This window comes from Caballeronia udeis (genome assembly GCF_001544555.2).
GTDB classification, from domain to species: Bacteria; Pseudomonadota; Gammaproteobacteria; order Burkholderiales; family Burkholderiaceae; genus Caballeronia; species Caballeronia udeis.
Genome location: NZ_FCOK02000070.1, coordinates 1 through 18500 on the forward strand (window position 1 = coordinate 1; position 18500 = coordinate 18500).

Consider the following 18500-nt stretch of genomic DNA (forward strand, 5'->3'; position numbering starts at 1 on the left):
ATGCTGGTATCTCCCGTTTCGTTGATACCAACATTCTACGCAAACATAGTTCAGTTAACAACGGAACGGAACACTAGTGATGCCAGTACAACGTGCGGTTCAGGTAATCCAGCTGGCCATCCTGCTCAGACTTCACGAGGTCCTGATAAACCTCCGCGCGCGTTTTAGGCGCGATGGCTTGTCCATCCGGGGGTACCCATTGACCAGCCTGTGCGACGGTGATGGGGTCGGGTGCCTGAGCAGGCGCTTGAGCGGATGCCTGAGGGGATACCTGAGCGGGTGCGTTGCTCTGGGCAAAGGCTGAGCCCGTGGCGGCCAGGCCAGCAAAAGCGAGGGCAATCATCATGGTCTTCATGGCGCTTTCCTAAAAGTCCGTTTAACGAGTGACCGGGCTTCGATGCAGAGGTGTGATCGTTGTCCGGTGAAAGCAGATTAACGAGTCGGCCCTGTCGGGAAAGACGCTCAAACGTGAAGAGTTGTTCATGTAGAGCGGTTCATGAAGTGTGATAAAGGACCAGTCAAATAACATCGGATAACTAAGTTAAATATTTTGTATCCGCTTTATAAATTATTCTTCATGAAGCAGCGCGATTCAGACACGTCCACGTCATGCCAGCCGCCTAAATTTTCCCCGGTCCGCATGGCGAGTCGGGCGGCTGCACTTCGCCATCTTGTCTTCACCATGCCGGGGAGCGGAACAGCAGCCGCATAATCCTGGAATTGCACACATGAACAAAGCGTTGATTGCCTCCTTGAGCCTGATCGCGGCCGCGGTCTCTCAAGCCGCAAACGCACAAAGCAGCGTTACCCTGTACGGCACACTTGATACGGGTATCGACTATATTTCCAACCAGAAAGCCGCAACGGGTGGCAATGCCGCGTGGGGCTTGCAAAGCGGCAACGTGAGCACGGATCGCTGGGGCCTGAAGGGCACGGAGGACCTCGGCGGTGGTCTGGCGGCCGTGTTCGACCTCGAGAACGGTTTTAACATCGACAATGGCAAGTTCTCGAACGGCGGCGACGAATTCGGGCGTCAGGCATGGGTCGGTATTTCAAGCTCCGCTTACGGAACCATTACGCTGGGACGCCAGTACGACTCCATGGTGGACTTCGTCGCGCCGCTGTCGGCAACGGGTTCGGGCTTCGGCGGCAACATAGCCGATCACCCGTTCGACAACGACAACCTGAACAACGACTTCCGTATGAACAATGCGGTCAAGTTCCGCAGCGTGAATTACGGCGGTCTCGTGTTCGGCGGTGCCTACGCGTTCAGTAATTCATCGAATGGCTTCAGCAACAACAACGCCTATACGGCGGGCGCGTCGTATAACAACGGTCCTTTGAGTCTTGCTGCCGCATACTTCCAGGCTAACAATCCGGGCGGCGTCACGGCGCCGGCCAACACGGGCGGCGCGCTTTCAAGCGGTGACGGCAATGCAACGCTCGTCGGCGGCCGCCAGCGCATCATGGGCGCCGGCGCGCGTTACGTCATTGGCGCCGCGACCATTGGCGCCGTGTTCACGCGCACGACACTCGACGACCCGAGCGAGATCTTGCAGGGCGGTTCTTACACCGCGCTTTCCGGCAACAAGCTCACGTTCAACAACTACGAACTGAATGCTCGCTACGCACTGACACCGGCATTGACCCTGGGCGGTTCGTACACGTTCACGGACGGCAAGTTCGACACCGCCACGTCGAGCCTCTCGCCGAAGTGGAATGCGTTCATGCTGCAAGCGGACTACGCGCTGAGCCGCCGTACCGACGTCTACCTCGAAGGCGTCTACCAGCACGCGACCGGAGCAACAGGGGTGAATGCATTGGGCAATGCGTCGATCTACAACCTGGCCGCGTCGTCGAACGGCAAGCAGGCCGTGGTCGCAGCGGGTGTTCGTATGCGCTTCTGATCCTGCCCGGGCAGGGCACGATGTAAAACCGCCGCCGGGGTATTTCATGCCCCGGCGGCGGTTTTCACTTCTGCAACTCAAACAAGCGTCAGGCGGGCTTGCCGGTCCATCCACCACCCAGCGCCTGGATTAACGATACCGAAGCCGTCAGCTGCCGCGTACGCAGGTCCAATGACGAGATTTGCGCGGTCAACTCCGTGGTCTGCGCCGTCACCACGTCCAGATAACTCACCACGCCGTCCTTATACTGCGACGTCGCCAGCGCGAGCGTTTGCTGCGCGGCGCTCAACGCCTGGTCTTCGTTGACCGACTCATCGCCAAGATGATGCAGCAGCGCCAGGCCGTCCTCGACCTGCTGGAATGCCACGAGCACGGTCTGCCGGTACTTCGCGCCGTTCTCGGCGAGTTCCGCCCGCGAGTTCGCCACGGCTGCGCTGCGCTTGCCGCCGTCGAAGATCGTGAACAGCAACTGCGGTCCCACCGACCACATCTCGTTAGGCGCCGCGAGCCACGGCGAAAAGGTATCGCTCTGGTATCCGCCATCCAGGCCGAGTGAAATGTCCGGGTAGAACGCTGCTTTCGCTACGCCGATATTTGCATTCGCCGCCGCCACGCGCCGCTCCGCCGCCGCAACATCGGGCCTGCGTTGCAACAGTGTCGAGGGCAGCCCGATGGGTACGTGCGGCAAATAGTTGAACGCAACGTCCGGCGGCAACGAGAACGACGAAGCCGGCGTTGCGGTGAGCGTCGCGATTGCATGTTCGAGCAGCGCCCGGCTCGCCTGGGTGTCGTCGGCGGCGGCACGGGCCGAAGCGAGTTGCGTCTGCGCGCGCGATACATCCATGCCCGAGGCCAGGCCACCGCCGTGACGGCTGACGGTCAGCTTCAGCGCACGCTTGTAGGTATCGATGGTGTCGTTGAGCAGTTTCGCGCGCTGGTCGAGGCCGCGCAGTTCGAAGTACGTCGACGCGAGGCTTGCCTGAAGGCTCAGGCGCAACGACTCGAGATCGTCCGCGCTGGCTTCCTCCTGTGAGCGGCCGGCGCTGACCTGATTGCGCACCTTGCCCCACAGGTCGAGGTCATAGCCAATAGCTACGTCGGCGTCTACCGTGTTGTACGTTGAAGGCTGGCCCACGCCGCGCAACGGCCGGTTATCCGACTGCCGTTGCCGCGACACATCGGCTTCGGCGCCAATCGTGGGGAACAGGCCGGAGCGGGCTTCCTGAAGAAAAGCGCTGGCTTCATCATGCCGCGCGACGGCGGCCGCCACGTTCGGATTCGCTGTCGCAATCCTGGCTTCCAGGGCGCTCAATACCGGATCGCGATACATGGTCCACCAGCCACCACGCGGGATGCGGTCAGCGGGTTTCGCCGGTTGCCACGGGCCGGCTTCCTTGAAGGTAGTGGGAATCGCGGTGGCGGGCACCTTGTAGGTGGGAGCGAACGAACACGCGTTCAACGCGACGGCGCAGGCTACCGCGACCAGGATACGGCGTTTAACCATGCTCATGCTCCGGATGCCCGGTCGCTGCGGTGGCCACGGCGGTCGCGGGACGGCGCACCAGTTCGCCTTCGGCGAGCGAGTCCGGCGGGTTGTCGATGATCCGGTCGCTCGCCGACAATCCAGACGCAATCAGGACATGGGTGCCGAGGTCGGTCGCGATCTTCACGTCTTTCAGGTGCACGTGATTATTCGGATCGACGACCGCAACCTGCATGTTGTTAGTGCGGAAAATCAGCGTGCTTGCCGGCACCAGCAGTGCGTTGCCGCTGTTCGGCAGCGCGAAGTTGACCTGGGTGTATTCGCCCGGCAAGAGCAGCCCCGATGAATTGTCCACTGACAACTGCACCAGCAATGTGCCGGATGCGGGCGTGATGGCGTCGTCCGTGTCTACGAGTTTCGCGTCGAAGGTCATGCCCGGACGTTCCGGCACGGTCAGCTTCGCAGTGAGTCCAGGCTTGATCGCAGCTGCATCGCTTTGCGGCACGTTCACATAGACCCGCAAGCGGCGTGCGTCCGAAACCGCGAACAGTTCCGGACCGGTGCCGCCGCCGGCGTCGATCAATGCGCCGATATCCGTCTTGCGCGCCGTCACAATACCGTCGAACGGCGCCGTGATGCGCTTGAACGATTCAAGCGCTTCGAGGCGCGCGACGTTCGCGCGGCTGGCATCCACGGTTGCCTGCTTGGCAACCAGGTCGCTGGTCTTTTCATCGGCGTCCTGTTGCGACACCGAGTCCTGCTTCAGCATCTGCGTCCAGCGTCGCGCGGTGGTTGCCGCGAGTTTTTCGTTCGCTACTGTATTGGCAAGGTCGGCTCGTGCCTGTTGCAGTTGCTGATCGAGATCCGGCGTATCGATCACGCCCAGCAACTGGCCCGCCTTCACGTGCGTGCCGATATCGGCGTACCACGTTTGCAGGTAGCCGGACACGCGGGCATAGATGGGTGCATTGACGAAAGCGGCGAGCTGCCCCGGCAGTTCGAGCGACTGCTCGGCCGCGGGCAACTGGGGCGTGACGGTGGCCACCGTCGGCACGGCTTGCGCGTCGGTCCAGGTCGTGAGTTCACGCTCGGCGCGCGAGCGGCTGATGATGCCGTTGGCCACCACGCCGGCAGCAATCAACGCAAGGATCACGCTGATCAGTTTCAGATGACGCAAGCGCTTGGGGGAATTGATTTCAATTTCAGTGGACATGCGATTCTCCTGATCCGGAAGGTTTGTGATCTTCTTGAGGCTTGTCATTACGATGCACGAGGCTGAAGACGACAGGGACAAAAAGCAGCGTGGCGATGGTGGCGCACATCAGGCCGCCGATCACCGCCCGCCCGAGCGGGGCATTCTGTTCGCCGCCGTCGCCCAGGCCCAGCGCCATCGGCAACATGCCGATGATCATGGCCAGCGCGGTCATCAAAACCGGGCGGAACCGCGTGAAGCCTGCTTCCATGGCGGCGACCAGTGCGTTGCCGGTAATGGCCAGCCGTTCACGGGCGAAGGTGACGACCAGGATGGAGTTCGCCGTGGCGACCCCCATGCAGAGGATCGCGCCCGTCAGCGCCGGGACGGACAGTGGCGTGTGCGTAATGAACAGCATCCAGACGATGCCCGCGAGCGCCGCCGGCAAGGCGGTCACGATCACGAACGCGTCGCTCCACGAATGGAAGTTCACCACGATCAGCAAGTAGATCAGCACGATTGCCGCAACCAGGCCAAGCCCCAGTCCCATGAATGCGCTGTTCATGGTCTGGACCTGGCCGCGCACCGTTACTTGCGAACCCTTCGGCACGTCCTTGGCGCTCTGGTGCACGATCGTATTGATCCGCGCGGCGACGGCGCCCAGATCGCGGCCCTGGGTGGTCGCATAGACATCGAACAGGGGTTCGATGTTGTAGTGCGAGACAACTGCGTTACCCACTCCGCGCTTGATCGTTGCAATGCCGCCAAGAATCTGCGCTTCGCCGGTCTTGCCGGTGACCATCAGGTTGCCGAGGTCGTTGAGCGAGGTCATGCGGTATTGCGGCGTTTGCGCGACAACCGCATACGACACGCCGTTGCGCGGGTTGAGCCAGTAGGTCGGGGCAACCTGACTCGTGCCGGAGAGATTGGCCACCACGGAGTTCGTCACATCGCCCTCGGTAATACCCAGTTCGTTGGCTCGGGTCCGGTCAACCGACACCGTGAATTGCGGATAGGTTGTCGCCTGTTGAATCCGGGTGTCGGCAATCCCCGGAATCAGTTGCACCTTGCGCAGCAGTTGCTGGGCATACGCATAGTTGGCGTCCTGGTTCGGACCGGCAACCTGGATGTCGATGGGGGCCGGTGAACCAAAGTTGAGAATCTGCGAAATGATGTCGGCCGGCAGGAACGAGAAGGTCACGCCCGGATATTCGCGGGGCAGCAGCCGGCGCAGTTTCTTGACGTACGCGGCCGTTGGCGCGTGATCCTCGCCGAGCGAGATGAGGATGTCGCCGTCGGACGGTCCCATCGTGCCGCTGTTGTTATAGGTCAGGTTGATGCCGCTGTTCGGCAGACCAATGTTGTCAATGACGGCTCGCAACTGGTTCGGCGGAATAGTCCGGCGAACGGTGTTCTCGACGTGATCGAAGAGGTCGGCCGTCTGTTCGATCCGCAAGCCGATCGGACCTCGCACATGCAACGCGATTTCACCGGAATCAATGTTCGGAAAGAAGTTGCGCCCAAGATACGGCGAGAGTAGAAACGACGCCCCGACCACGGCAAGGAAGCCGATGATGAACCGCTTGCGGCTGCTGAGCGCCATCCCGAGCAGGATGCGGTACACGCCGCGCAAGCGCCCGAATAGCTGTTCGAAACCGCGCTGGAATCGCACCAGCGGATTGTTCGAAGGCGCGTGATGGATCGTGCCGTGCGGGTCCATGCTCGCGGCAAGCTCGCCCGACGCATGACCGCCTGACGCGTGCGGACGCAGCAGGTATTGCGCCATCATCGGCACGAAGGTGCGGGAGAGCACGAACGAGGCGATCATCGCGAAGATCACGGCCTCGGCCATGGGCACGAACAGGAAACGTGCAATGCCGTCGAGCAGCAGCATGGGCACGAACACAATACAGATACACAACAGTGAGACGAGAGCAGGCGTGACGATCTGTGCGGCGCCATCCAGGATGGCATCCCTGACGGGCTTGCCCTGTTCCAGGTGCCAGTTGATATTCTCAATGGTGACGGTTGCATCGTCGACGAGAATACCGACCGCAAGCGCTAGTCCGCCAAGCGTCATGACATTGAGCGTCTCGCCCATCGCCGAGAGCCCCGCGATGGCAGCCAACACCGCCAGTGGAATCGACGACGCAATGATCAGCGTGGAGCGCCAGCTTCCCAGGAACAACAGGATCATGAGCGAGGTCAGCGCGGCGGCGATGATGCCTTCGCGCGCCACGCCGCTCACTGCCCCCTTCACGAACACGGACTGGTCGCCCATGGTGACGAGCTTGAGGCCTGGCGGCAGGGTCTCCCGAATCAGCGGCAACTTCGCCTTGACGCCCGCGATGATGTCGAGCGTGGAGGCCGAACCGTTTTTCAGAATACTCATCAGCACGGCACGGTGACCGTCGAGACGCACGATATTGGTCTGCGGCGGATTGCCGTCGCGAACGTGTGCTATATCGCGGATATAAATGGTCGCGCCGTTGATTGTCTTGACCGGCAGATTGTTTAGCTGGTCAAGCGCGAGCGGACTGTTGTTCAGCTTGATGTTGTATTCGAAGTCGCCAATTTTCTGGGTCCCTGCCGGCACGATCTGGTTCTGCTGCGCCAACGCGTTCGCTACGTCCGTAGCGGACAGACGGTCTGCCTGCAACGCGTGAGGATCCAGGTCGATCTGCACTTCGCGGGTCTTGCCGCCGTACGGTGTCGGGATGGCCACGCCGGGCACGCTCACCAACGCGGGACGAATGAAGTTGGTCGCGTAGTCGGCAAGCTTTTGCTCGTCGATCGTATTGCTGGTAAGGGCAATCTGCAGGACCGGAACCGTCGATGCGTTGTAGTTCAGGATCTGCGGCGGCGTAATGCCCGGCGGCATTTGCTTGAGCACCGTCTGCGAGACTGAGGTGACTTGCGCGGTTGCCGTCCGGATGTCTACGGTCGGCTGGAAGAATATCTTGACAATGCCATAACCCCGGAACGACTGCGATTCAATATGCTGGACGTCGTTGACGGTCGTGCCGAGCGTACGCTCGTAGTACGTGACAATACGGCCCGACATGTCGTCCGGTTGGAGCCCCGCGTAGTTCCAGATGACACTGATGACGGGAATGCGGATATCGGGGAAGATGTCCGTCGGCGTACGGAGTGCAGCGAGCGGACCGATCAACACGATCAGCATCGCCAGCACGATGAACGTATAGGGCCGAGTCAAAGCTAATCGGACAATTTTCAACATTGAGAACGGCTCCGTTCAGGGTGCGCATGGTTCGCGCTGACTTAAGGACGTAAGACCATCAAGGACGTAAGAACATCGGGGTATCGGACTGCGCATCGGGTTGACTTTGGCAATGACAGCGCGGGTGTCAGTCATTCTGGAAGGATCGGGTTAACGCCCACGTACGGGAAAAATGAAACTGGTTTTAGTTTCGGGAAAGCAGGGAACCTAACGAAACTCGAGCGCAACCACAAGGTGTTCAGCACCTTGTGGTTGCGCTCGATGATGAAGAGATCAGTCCAGCAGATAACCAGAGCCGCGAATCGTGCGGATCGCCGGCCGGCCGGTGGAGTCATCCACTTTCTTTCTCAGGCGCCCGACATGGACATCGATCAGGTTGGTGCCCGGATCGAAACGGCAGCCCCATACGCCTTCGAAGATCATCGTGCGCGTCAGCACCTGGCCCACGTGACGCATCATGAATTCGAGAACGCGAAACTCGGTCGGCTGAAGGTCGAGCACACGGCCGTGTAACGTCGCGCGGCGGCGGACCAGATTGAGTTCGAGGCCATGCACGCGCAAGACGGTTTCGTTGGATGACGGTCCGGCCTTGCGTCGAAGCAATGCTTCCACGCGTGCGCGCATTTCATCGTGGGAGAAGGGCTTGGTGAGATAGTCGTCACCGCCGGCCCGCAGACCGCGCACGCGGTCATCCACGTGGCTCATTGAACTGACGATCAGCACAGGCGTGTCTATGCCTACGCCTCGCATGGTCGTCACGATCGTGAGGCCATCCAGGTCCGGCAACATGCGATCGAGCGTGACGATGTCATAACCGCCGCCAATGGCCTTGGCGATACCGTCGCGGCCGGTGCGGGCAACCTGGACCGTATAGCCCGGTGCTGACAACGCGCGTGACACTTCCTGCGCCATCAGTTCGTCGTCTTCTATGGCAAGTACTTTTGGCATTACAACGCGCTCCAGAGTGGGGGATGCACGGAATGCACGTTAAGCCGCGGCACGCAGTCCTACCGCGTTATCAGGCGCGCGATACTGGCTCACCGAGAAGTCGATGAAATGCCGGACCTTCGCGGAGAGGTAGTTGCGGCCGGTGTAGAGAATGGACACCTGGCGCATGCCGCCCGCTATCTGGAACTGGCCGAGGATGGGAAGCAGGAAGCCTTTCGCAAGATCGTCCTTCACCAGCGGGGCCGGCAGCAGTGCGATCCCCATGTCCGCGAGCGCGGCCGAACGAACCGTTGCACTGCTCGTTGCATGCAGCGCGTTGCCGGTCGCCACGCGATACACGCCGTTCTGGTCCGAGAATTCCCAATTGCGCGCGGAGCCGTCGGAGATCGACAGCAGATGATGATGGGCCAGCGCCGCGGGATTCACCGGCGTGCCGTGTTGAGAGAGGTAACCGGGCGAGGCGACCGCTACCTCCTTGAACGCCGTCAGATGGCGGCAGACCAGTGACGAGTTGGGCAGGTTGCGATCCGCGGAAAAACCAACATCGAAACCGCCTTCTATTAACTCAATAGGCGAATCGTAGGTCGTCACGTCAAAGCCAATGCGCGGGTATGCAGCGCGATACGCCGCAAGAAGATTGCTCAGGCCGCATGCGGCGTAGGTGGTCGACGCCGCTACGCGCAGCGTTCCGCTGAGATCGCGGGTCGAGCGCACGAGGCTCTCTTCAATCGTATCGAGTTGCTGGATGATCGTGCGGCAACCATCCACATAGGCCTGTCCTGCTTCGGTCAACGAGAGCCGCCGGGTGGAGCGGTTCAGGAGGCGCATGTTCAGGTGTGCTTCCAGCATGCTGATGCTGCGCGTGACAGCGGCGGCAGACATGCCGAGCTGCTTGGCGGCCAGGCTGAAGCTGGTGAGATCGACGACGCGGGTGAACACGCGCATTGCTTGTAGCTGGTTCATGACGGGCAGCCTGTATCGATTTGACTGACCGCATGATCTGCTACGTGACGTAACAAGGACGCGCCTGCTTTATTAAGTCTTTTTTAACTTTGTCGGCCGTTCTTAAGACAACCATAGATCAACAACGTGGTGCATTCGATACACGCAAACCCTCGATGATGGAAATGCGACAAAACAGGAATGTCGCTCAAACCTAGCGTACGTCTGCGTTTGCGCTGACTGTCCAAACCTTGCTTTCGAAAACTGAAAATCTGTCATTCAGTTCGACCACGCTGCCGGGCGCCGCTCGCTCCGTAGACTTCGATGCTCTGAGGTCAGGGCCGCACTCAACGCTGCATGTCTTCCCGCTCGAAGCACTATCTGCTTCGCTTAAGCGCTGTGTCAACGGCAAGCAGCGTTGCAAGCTGCCTCCTGGCCCGGAACCCGTTATCTATGTGGAGTTCAAGATGAAGAAAGTTCTGTTGGCTGCAACTGTTTCCGGCCTTTTCGCCGTAGCCGCTCATGCACAAAGCAGCGTCACGCTGTATGGCGTGATTGATGCCGGCGTGGTGTATGCGAACAACTCGCACACGCCGGGTTCAGCTTCGTCGGGTCAATCGTGGGGTGTGGGTAGCGGTAATGTGAGCAACACACTGTGGGGCTTGAGGGGCAGTGAAGACCTGGGTGGCGGCATGCACGCCATCTTCAAGTTGGAAAACGGCTTCAACGTGAACAACGGTGCGCTCACGCAGTCGAATTCGATCTTCGGCCGTCAGGCGTATGTGGGTTTGCAATCGAACCAGTACGGCACGGTGACACTCGGCAAGCAATACGATTCAACGGTTGACTATCTGGCGCCGCTGTCGGAAGCCGGCCAGGGCCTGGGAAATAACCTTGCTGCCCACCCGTTCGATAACGACAACCTGGACAATAGCTTCAGCATCAGCAACTCGGTGAAGTTTGCGAGCATCGATTACGCCGGTTTCAAGTTCGGCGGCTTGTACGGCTTTTCGAACAAGGCGGGTGCGTTCTCGGACAATCGCGCTTACAGCGCGGGCGCGTCTTACGCCAATGGTCCGTTGAGCATCGCTGCGTCGTATTTGCAGATCAACAACCCGGGCCAGGGCGACAATCCGAATGGTGCCGTGTCGGGCGCGAATAACACGGCTACGTTCGTCGCTGCGCGTCAACGCACGTTCGGCGGTGGCGTCAATTACGCTTTTGGCCCGGCCACGGTTGGATTCGTGTACACCCACACGAAGCTTGACGGCCTTGATGCGATCAACATGAACGACGGTTCTACAGCCTTGTCGGGTAACAGCTTGCGTCTGGACAACTACGAAGTGAATACGCGTTATGCGTTGACGCCGGCCATGAGTCTTGAGGGCGCTTACACGTTCACGAACGGCTCGTTCAGCACGGCTGCCGGCGACGCAAAGCCGAAGTATCACCAGTTCTCGCTGCTCGCCGACTATGACCTGAGCAAGCGCACGGACGTGTATGCGGAAGGCGTGTTTCAACACGCGTCGGGCGGCAACGGTACGGTTCTGGGCGATGCAGACATCAACGGCCTGAGCCCGTCTACGACAAACAAGCAAGTAGCCGTGACGGTTGGCATGCGTCACCGGTTCTAAGCTGCAGGGCTTGAGTGGGTAAATGATCGGCGCCGCGTGGTTTCACGCGGCGCCGATTTTTTTCATATGGGTGAGTATGTGATGCGGACAGCGGAGCTTAAAAGCGGATGGGGCGGTGCGGAGGCGGTAGGTTGTGTGGATAGCGCTCAGGGTTCTTCGCGGGGCCCCGATCTATACGTCGACCGGCTCGTCGCCGGCCTTCTGTAACGCGTAATAGTGCGTGCGGCCCACGTGGCAGCGTTCACAAATTCGTTGATGGCGTAACCCCGATCAACTCGGTATCTGGCTCACTTCAAAGGACTTTTGCACTGGCTTGACGATAGCGTCCTGCAGGCGCTCCAGGCTGGATTGAGGAATCGCAAATCCTGCCCAGCCGAGCCCGGTATGACGCAACAGCAAGACCACCCCGTCGAACAGCGGATTCTTGTCCAGATACCAGCACGGATCAATCTCTATCACATAGTTATGCGTGCGCGACGGTTCCTGCGGCAAGGCCGGCGAGAGTCCTGAACGAATGTGGCCGAGACGTTCGATCAGCAAGTCGACGTCGTCGACATCGAGGATTGCCGCGTTCGACCCGATATTGAAGCGTACTGCCTGACGCCCGGAATCGTGGACCGCCTCGACTAGTAGTGTTTGGTACATCGCGAAACTCCCAATGTGTAATCGGTCCATTCATTATGTAATTCCGGGAGTCGCGAAGTCTGAAACAACGCTATCGAAGCATGAAGTTTTTTTTAGATTTGACAGGATTGTGCGCGCTCCGATGCTGGCTGCAACACGTCTGCCGGGCGCAGAAAGGTGAGCGCTGCGCCAATATGTCAAGTAATACGAAGTATTTGAAGCGGAAAACGCGAAAACTACTGACGATTCCCGAGTGTCCTCAGCCTGGAGTTTTCACGATGCGCGTCCGCAAACCGCCCGGCAGCGAGGTAGAACTTCACAGAGCCACAGTTGAACGAATACAGCTGTAAGAAATAAGAACGAAAGCATTGATGTAAGCAACGCCTGGAGTCATTCAACGGAACATCAAGCCACCCAACAGCCGCAGATACGTCCCATATTTCGGGTCATTTTCCCACAAAATATTGTGCAATTGCACATTTCTTCACTCCCGCTTATGCGCTAAAACGTCATCAAATCAAACGTTAAGCGAGCATCGAAAAAATTTCATTGCTGCTGCACTGCAAAATATTTATTCCTGAATTATGCTCGTTAACCCGTAGTCTGAATGCTCGCAATCGCTGGCGAGTTTTCGTTTCCTTACACCCGGGGTTTAACGTCGGATCATGGAAAACAGACTGACAATTAGCTTTCATTAATTCACTCTTGGCACCGGCTATGCCTCAGGCAGTGCCGATCAGTGCTTAAACAAGGTCTTATCTCAGCGATGTCATCCTTACCGCTTCTCAGTCTTGCCATCTGGCTTCCGATTATCTTTGGCGTCGTGATTCTCCGGATCGGGTCGGACCGCAACCCAATGCCTGCTCGCGGGCTCGCGCTCGCCGGGTCCGCCATCTGCTTCATCGTCACGCTGCCGCTTGTCACCGGATTTGAAACGCATTCCGCCGTCATGCAGTTCGTTGAGCGCGTGAACTGGCTGCCGGCTTTCGACATCTCGTATCACCTCGGTGTCGACGGCATCTCGATGTGGCTCACGGTGCTCACAGCGTTCACGACCCTGATCGTGACCATTGCCTCGTGGAACGTGATCACGGTGCGCGTCGGGCAATATCTCGCGTCGTTCATGTTTCTGTCGGGGCTGATGATCGGTACGTTCGCCTCGCTCGACGGCATGCTGTTCTTCGTCTTTTTCGAAGCGACGCTGATCCCCATGTACCTGCTGATCGGCTCCTGGGGTGGAAGCGGACGCGTGGTGGCGGCCGTCAAGTTCTTCTTCTTCTCGCTGGTCGGCTCGCTCATGATGCTCATGGCGATGTTGTATCTGTATCAGCAATCGCATACCTTCGATCTCGCCAACTGGCAGGCGCTGCCCATGGGCTTCACGCCGCAGGTGCTGGTGTTCATCGCGTTCTTCGCCGCCTTTGCGGTCAAGGTTCCCATGTGGCCGATCCACACATGGCTGCCGCAGGTCCACCTTGAGGCACCCACGGGCGCCTCGGTCGTGCTAGGCATGTTGAAACTCGGTGCGTACGGTTTCCTCCGCTTCGCGTTGCCTGTCACACCCGACGCGGCGCATTTCTTTTCGCCGGTGATCATCGTGTTGTCGTTGATCGCGGTGATCTATGCGAGCCTGGTTGCGCTGGCACAGACCGACATGAGCAAGCTGCTTGCGTACTCGGCCATCGCGCACATGGGCCTCGTCACCCTGGGGCTGTTCCTGTTCAACGACATAGGCATGGACGGCGCAATCGTTCAGATGATTTCATACGGCTTCGTCTCGGGTGCGATGTTTCTTTGCATCGGCATTCTGTGGGAGCGGTTGCATACGCGCTCCATGGATGCCTACGGTGGCGTCGCCAACGTGATGCCGCGGTTCGCCGTCTTCGCGATGCTGTTTTCCATGGCCAATGTAGGCTTGCCCGGTACCTCGGGTTTTGTCGGCGAATTCATGGTCATCATGGGCGCGGTCAAGTTCAACTTCTGGATCGGAGCGCTGGCTTGCACCACGCTGATCCTGAGCGCTTCGTACACGCTCTGGATGTACAAACGAACAATCTATGGGCCCGTTGGCAATGCGGGTGTGGCCGGTCTTTGGGACCTCGGCAAGCGAGAGTTCAGCATGCTGGGCGCGCTCGCGGTGCTGGTGCTGGCAATCGGCGTTTATCCGAAACCACTGACCGATGCCATCGATGCATCCGCCGCCAATCTGCTGAAACAAGCGGATGAATCGAAGCAACCGCACACAGACTATCTCCCCGGGCCAGACACCGGACTGCATGCAGCGATTCACTCGCTGGCGCCGTTCCTGGTCCGCGCCAAAGGGTTCTAATGTTTGATCGAGCCTCCGGGATATCGCGCTGCACGTAGCGAGTCCTTGTGTCCCACGAGGGTTTTCTGCGAGGCCTACTCGAACAACAGACCGCCGCATAACTTCGCAGAGCAAGCATGCAGCAAGCGCTGCATGCTTGCTCATCGCCGGCGATCGGTTCATTGTTCATGAAATCCCAGCCAAATCAGCGGCTCGGCAAGCAACAACGGACGCGAACAAGCTGGCGAATAAGCTGGCAATGAAGCTGGCAGTAAATAAGCTCCCCAAGAATAATTAAAGGAAACTTCTCCATGCTCAAGTTTCTCAGCGTCAAGCAACCCAGTGACAGCAGGCGCACTTTCCTGCGCAAGTCCGTCGCCTTGGTGCCAATCGCAAGCATCGCCGGTTGCGACCTCACTTCGACCACTCCGTCCAACACAGGTACTCCCGCAACGCAAGCAAGCGCGTCGCCTTATACACCCGTTTTCTTCGACGCCAAGGAGTGGGCATTCGTCGGTGCGGCCGTCGACCGCCTGATTCCCGCCGACGCGAACGGACCCGGCGCAATCGACGCGGGCGTGCCTGAATTCATCGACCGCCAGATGGATACGCCTTATGCGCACGGTGCGCTCTGGTACATGCAGGGTCCGTTTCAAGAAGGTCCGCCTGAGCTCGGCTATCAGTTGAAACTCGTACCGCGCGACGTGTACCGCATGGGTATTGCGGCCGTTGACGGGTACTGCAGCAAGACCTACAACAAGACCTTCGCGGCGCTCGACACGGCCACCCGCGACACCGTGCTTGGCCAGCTCGAAGCCAACAAGATCGAGCTCGACGAGGTCCCCGCCGGCACTTTCTTCGCGCAGTTGCTGCAAAACACCCGCGAGGGTTTCTTCTGTGATCCGGTGCACGGCGGCAACCGCAACATGGTCGGCTGGAAGACCATCGGTTTTCCGGGTGCACGCGCCGACTTCATGGACTTCGTCAACCAGGATGGCAAGCCCTATCCGTATGGACCGGTTTCGATCAAGGGGGAGCGCACCTGATGGCCGCACAGAAAAAGCCGCACGTCGATGCGGTGATCGTCGGTTTTGGCTGGACGGGCGCGATCCTCGCGAAAGAGCTGACCGAAGCCGGATTGAAAGTGGTGGCGCTCGAGCGCGGCGAGTATCGCGACACCTATCCCGACGGCGCGTATCCGAACACGATCGACGAGCTCACCTACAGCGTGCGCAAGAAGCTGTTCATCGACCTGTCGAAAAACACCGTCTCCATCCGCCATGGCGTGAATGACGCGGCGCTGCCGTATCGGCAGCTAGCGGCGTTCACGCCGGGCGAGGGCGTGGGCGGGGCGGGCTTGCACTGGTCGGGCGTGCACTTTCGCGTGGCGCCTGAAGAACTGCGTCTGCGCAGTCATTACGAGGAGCGCTACGGCAAAAAATTCATTCCTGAAGGCATGACGATCCAGGATGCCGGCGTGAGCTACGAGGAACTTGAACCGCACTTCGATTTCGCCGAGAAGGTGTTCGGAACCTCGGGGCAAGCGTACAAGGTGAAGGACCAGATTGTTGGCGACGGCAATATTTTCGACGCTCCGCGAAGCGATCATTTCCCGTTGCCCCCGCAACTGAACACGTATTCCGCCGAGCGGTTCGGGCGGGCTGCCAAGGAACTGGGGCTGCATCCCTACCGCTTGCCGTCGGCGAATACGTCGGGACCGTACACCAATCCCTATGGCGTGCAGATGGGACCCTGCAACTTCTGCGGTTTTTGCAGCGGTTACGCGTGCTACATGTACTCGAAGGCATCGCCTAACCTGAATATCCTGCCGGCGCTCAAACAGACGCCGAACTTCGAGCTGCGCGTGAAGTGCCACGTACTGCGCATCAATCTCGACGATACAAAAAAGCGCGCCACTGGCGTGACCTATCTCGACGCGGCCGGCCGCGAAGTTGAGCAGCCTGCCGACCTGGTGATCGTCGCGGCGTTCCAGTATCACAACGTCCGGCTACTGCTGCTCTCGGGTATCGGCAAGCCTTACGACCCGGTCTCGGGCGAGGGGGTAGTCGGCAAGAATTTCGCGTACCAGAACCTGTCGACCATCACCGCTTTCTTCGACAAGGACACGTACACCAATCCGTATATTGGCGCGGGCGGCAACGGTGTTGCGGTGGACGACTTCAACGCCGACAACTTCGACCACGGGCCGCTCGGCTTCGTCGGCGGTTCTCCCTGCTGGGTCAACCAGGCGGGCACCAAGCCGATCAGCGGCATTGCGACTCCCGCGGGTACGCCGAACTGGGGCAGCGCATGGAAGCAGTCAGTGAAGGACAACTACCTGCATACGGTCTCCATGGACGCGCATGGATCGAACATGACGTATCGCGATGTCTATCTCGACCTGGATCCGACTTATAAGGACCCTTACGGTCAACCGCTCCTGCGCATGACCTTCGACTGGAAGGACAACGACATCAAGATGGCGCGCTACGTAACGGGGCAGATGCACAAGATTGCCGAGGCGATGGGGCCGGTCGCCATCAACGTCTACACGCGCGAGTTCGGCGCCCACTTCGACACGCGCCGCTACCAGACCACGCATCTCGTGGGTGGAGCAATCATGGGGACGGATCCGAAGACCAGTGTGCTGAATCGTTACCTGCAAAGCTGGGATGTGCACAACCTGTTCGTGATGGGGTCGTCGGCGTTTCCGCAGGGGATTGGCTATAACCCGACGGGCCTCGTGGCGGCGTTGGCCTATTGGTCGGCCAAGGCGATCCGCGAGCAGTATCTGAAGAATCCCGGTCCGCTGGTGAGCGCATGAGGACAATTAAAATATCGGCGGCCGCCGCGCTGTTCGCCCTTGCATCGCTGGCGCAAGCTCAATCCAATCAAGCCCAATCTCAGGCAGATTCCGCGATGATTGCGCGCGGCGAATACATTGCCCGTGCATCGGATTGCATCGCGTGTCATACGGCTTTGAACGGCAAGCCGTTTGCGGGCGGTCTGAAACTGGACACGCCGATCGGGCCGATTTATTCGAGCAACATCACGCCTGACTCTGGCACGGGTATTGGTTCGTACACCTTCGAGGAATTCGACCGGGCCCTGCGTGAAGGGGTTAAAAAGAACGGCGACACCCTGTATCCGGCGATGCCTTATCCCTCGTATTCGCGCTTGTCGGGTGACGACGTGCATGCGCTTTACGCCTATTTCATGCATGGCGTAAGCCCGGTTCAGCAAAGCAATCGCGCGACGGGAATCGTCTGGCCGCTGTCAATGCGATGGCCGCTCGCATTGTGGCGCACGGCGTTTGCATCCAAGCCGCAACCGTTCACGGTGCCGGCCGGCGCGGACCCCGTTTTGGCGCGTGGCGCTTATCTCGTGCAGGGCGCGGGCCATTGCGGCGCCTGCCATACGCCACGTGCCGTGACCATGCAGGAAAAAGCGCTGACCGATGCTGACGGCCCCGACTATCTGTCTGGTGGGGCACCTATCGACGGCTGGGTGCCGGCAAGCTTGCGTGGCGAGCAGAGGACGGGCATTGGCATGTGGAGCGAGAGCGACATTGTTCAATTCCTGAAGACCGGACGCTCCCCGCACACGGCGGCTTTTGGCGGCATGACTGACGTGGTCGCCCACAGCATGCAGTTCATGACTGACGCCGATCTGAGCGCGATCGCCCGCTATTTGAAGAGCCTGCCACCCAAGCTTCAGGGGCAAACGCCGTACGTCTACGACGACACGGTTGCCAGGGCGTTACGTACAGGCGATGTCGGCAAGCCGGGCGCTGCCGTGTACCGCGATAACTGCATGGGGTGCCATCGCAGCGACGGGAAGGGTTACACGCGCGTGTTTCCTGCGCTCGGCGGCAATCCTGTGGTGCAGGGCGAGGACGCGAGTTCACTGATTCACGTAGTGCTCTCGGGGAATACGCTGCCAAGCGTTCGCACGGCGCCCTCGTCATTCACCATGCCGCCGTTGGGATGGCGTCTCTCCGATCAGGAAGTGGCCGACGTCTCGAACTTCGTGCGCACGAGCTGGGGCAATACCGGTTCGGTGGTGACAGCGGAACAGGTCGCGAAAATGAGGAAGCTGGTGAAACCGCCGGGCATGCCGCCGATTGGCGGCAGCGCGGAGGTAGATACGAATGGAACGAATGCGCAGACCAGCCATTAGAGGCGATCGAACGGTCGCTTTGACGTAAACATAACGACGCAA

At 59.7% G+C, this 18500-nt stretch carries 13 protein-coding genes; 6 read left to right on the top strand and 7 right to left on the bottom strand.

What is annotated here, in order from left to right; genetic code table 11:
* Nucleotides 1-73 precede the first annotated feature (73 nt).
* Nucleotides 74-355, bottom strand: coding sequence for a DUF4148 domain-containing protein (locus tag AWB69_RS34535; RefSeq protein WP_062091291.1), 282 nt, complete (start codon nt 353-355; stop codon nt 74-76).
* Nucleotides 356-728: 373 nt separating this feature from the next.
* Between AWB69_RS34535 and AWB69_RS34540 the strand changes: the two genes are divergently transcribed.
* Nucleotides 729-1907 carry a porin gene (locus AWB69_RS34540; protein WP_062091292.1) on the top strand — a complete coding sequence of 393 codons (1179 nt, stop codon included), beginning with the start codon at nt 729-731 and terminating at the stop codon, nt 1905-1907.
* 88 nt (nt 1908-1995) lie between these two features.
* On the opposite strand, the gene AWB69_RS34545 is transcribed toward AWB69_RS34540, so the two are convergent.
* The 5 genes from AWB69_RS34545 to AWB69_RS34565 form a co-directional block, all read right to left on the bottom strand.
* Entirely contained in the window at nt 1996-3411 is a 1416-nt protein-coding gene (locus AWB69_RS34545) for an efflux transporter outer membrane subunit (RefSeq protein WP_062091293.1), read from the bottom strand.
* On the bottom strand, nt 3404-4603 hold the full coding sequence (locus AWB69_RS34550; protein ID WP_062091294.1) for an efflux RND transporter periplasmic adaptor subunit: 1200 nt from the start codon (nt 4601-4603) through the stop codon (nt 3404-3406). Before AWB69_RS34550 ends, AWB69_RS34545 begins: the two co-directional genes overlap by 8 nt.
* Nucleotides 4593-7823 carry an efflux RND transporter permease subunit gene (locus AWB69_RS34555; protein WP_062091295.1) on the bottom strand — a complete coding sequence of 1077 codons (3231 nt, stop codon included), beginning with the start codon at nt 7821-7823 and terminating at the stop codon, nt 4593-4595. The genes AWB69_RS34550 and AWB69_RS34555 overlap by 11 nt, the downstream gene beginning before the upstream one ends.
* Before the next feature lie 273 nt (nt 7824-8096).
* Nucleotides 8097-8771, bottom strand: coding sequence for a response regulator transcription factor (locus AWB69_RS34560; RefSeq protein WP_062091296.1), 675 nt, complete (start codon nt 8769-8771; stop codon nt 8097-8099).
* A gap of 39 nt (nt 8772-8810) precedes the next feature.
* A complete protein-coding gene (locus AWB69_RS34565; protein WP_062091297.1) occupies nt 8811-9734 on the bottom strand; it encodes a LysR family transcriptional regulator in 924 nt (307 codons plus the stop codon).
* Nucleotides 9735-10180: 446 nt separating this feature from the next.
* On the opposite strand from AWB69_RS34565, the gene AWB69_RS34570 reads away from it, so the two are divergent.
* Nucleotides 10181-11347: a porin gene (locus AWB69_RS34570; RefSeq protein ID WP_062091298.1), complete on the top strand. Its 1167-nt coding sequence runs from the start codon at nt 10181-10183 to the stop codon at nt 11345-11347.
* A gap of 270 nt (nt 11348-11617) precedes the next feature.
* Here AWB69_RS34570 and AWB69_RS34575 read toward each other — a convergent pair whose 3' ends face one another.
* Nucleotides 11618-11992 (bottom strand): hypothetical protein, encoded by a 375-nt coding sequence (locus AWB69_RS34575; RefSeq protein WP_062091299.1) that lies wholly within the window; start codon nt 11990-11992, stop codon nt 11618-11620.
* Between the two features lie 745 nt (nt 11993-12737).
* Between AWB69_RS34575 and AWB69_RS34580 the strand changes: the two genes are divergently transcribed.
* The 4 genes from AWB69_RS34580 (at nt 12738) to AWB69_RS34595 (ending at nt 18458) form a co-directional block, all read left to right on the top strand.
* Nucleotides 12738-14300 (top strand): NADH-quinone oxidoreductase subunit M, encoded by a 1563-nt coding sequence (locus AWB69_RS34580; RefSeq protein WP_063977969.1) that lies wholly within the window; start codon nt 12738-12740, stop codon nt 14298-14300.
* A 290-nt stretch (nt 14301-14590) separates the two neighbouring features.
* On the top strand, nt 14591-15325 hold the full coding sequence (locus AWB69_RS34585) for a gluconate 2-dehydrogenase subunit 3 family protein (protein WP_062091300.1): 735 nt from the start codon (nt 14591-14593) through the stop codon (nt 15323-15325).
* Nucleotides 15325-17103, top strand: coding sequence for a GMC family oxidoreductase (locus AWB69_RS34590; protein ID WP_062091301.1), 1779 nt, complete (start codon nt 15325-15327; stop codon nt 17101-17103). The genes AWB69_RS34585 and AWB69_RS34590 overlap by 1 nt, the downstream gene beginning before the upstream one ends.
* Entirely contained in the window at nt 17100-18458 is a 1359-nt protein-coding gene (locus AWB69_RS34595; RefSeq protein ID WP_082913714.1) for a c-type cytochrome, read from the top strand. The genes AWB69_RS34590 and AWB69_RS34595 overlap by 4 nt, the downstream gene beginning before the upstream one ends.
* Nucleotides 18459-18500 lie beyond the last annotated feature (42 nt).

Excerpts from the sequence above, each read along its gene's own strand:
- AWB69_RS34550 (WP_062091294.1), bottom strand. The coding sequence starts at position 4,603 with ATGTCCACTGAAATTGAAATCAATTCCCCCAAGCGCTTGCGTCATCTG.
- AWB69_RS34585 (WP_062091300.1), top strand. The coding sequence starts at position 14,591 with ATGCTCAAGTTTCTCAGCGTCAAGCAACCCAGTGACAGCAGGCGCACT.
- AWB69_RS34595 (WP_082913714.1), top strand. The coding sequence starts at position 17,100 with ATGAGGACAATTAAAATATCGGCGGCCGCCGCGCTGTTCGCCCTTGCA.
- AWB69_RS34560 (WP_062091296.1), bottom strand. The coding sequence starts at position 8,771 with ATGCCAAAAGTACTTGCCATAGAAGACGACGAACTGATGGCGCAGGAA.
- AWB69_RS34565 (WP_062091297.1), bottom strand. The coding sequence starts at position 9,734 with ATGAACCAGCTACAAGCAATGCGCGTGTTCACCCGCGTCGTCGATCTC.
- AWB69_RS34590 (WP_062091301.1), top strand. The coding sequence starts at position 15,325 with ATGGCCGCACAGAAAAAGCCGCACGTCGATGCGGTGATCGTCGGTTTT.
- AWB69_RS34555 (WP_062091295.1), bottom strand. The coding sequence starts at position 7,823 with ATGTTGAAAATTGTCCGATTAGCTTTGACTCGGCCCTATACGTTCATC.
- AWB69_RS34540 (WP_062091292.1), top strand. The coding sequence starts at position 729 with ATGAACAAAGCGTTGATTGCCTCCTTGAGCCTGATCGCGGCCGCGGTC.
- AWB69_RS34575 (WP_062091299.1), bottom strand. The coding sequence starts at position 11,992 with ATGTACCAAACACTACTAGTCGAGGCGGTCCACGATTCCGGGCGTCAG.
- AWB69_RS34580 (WP_063977969.1), top strand. The coding sequence starts at position 12,738 with ATGTCATCCTTACCGCTTCTCAGTCTTGCCATCTGGCTTCCGATTATC.
- AWB69_RS34570 (WP_062091298.1), top strand. The coding sequence starts at position 10,181 with ATGAAGAAAGTTCTGTTGGCTGCAACTGTTTCCGGCCTTTTCGCCGTA.
- AWB69_RS34545 (WP_062091293.1), bottom strand. The coding sequence starts at position 3,411 with ATGGTTAAACGCCGTATCCTGGTCGCGGTAGCCTGCGCCGTCGCGTTG.
- AWB69_RS34535 (WP_062091291.1), bottom strand. The coding sequence starts at position 355 with ATGAAGACCATGATGATTGCCCTCGCTTTTGCTGGCCTGGCCGCCACG.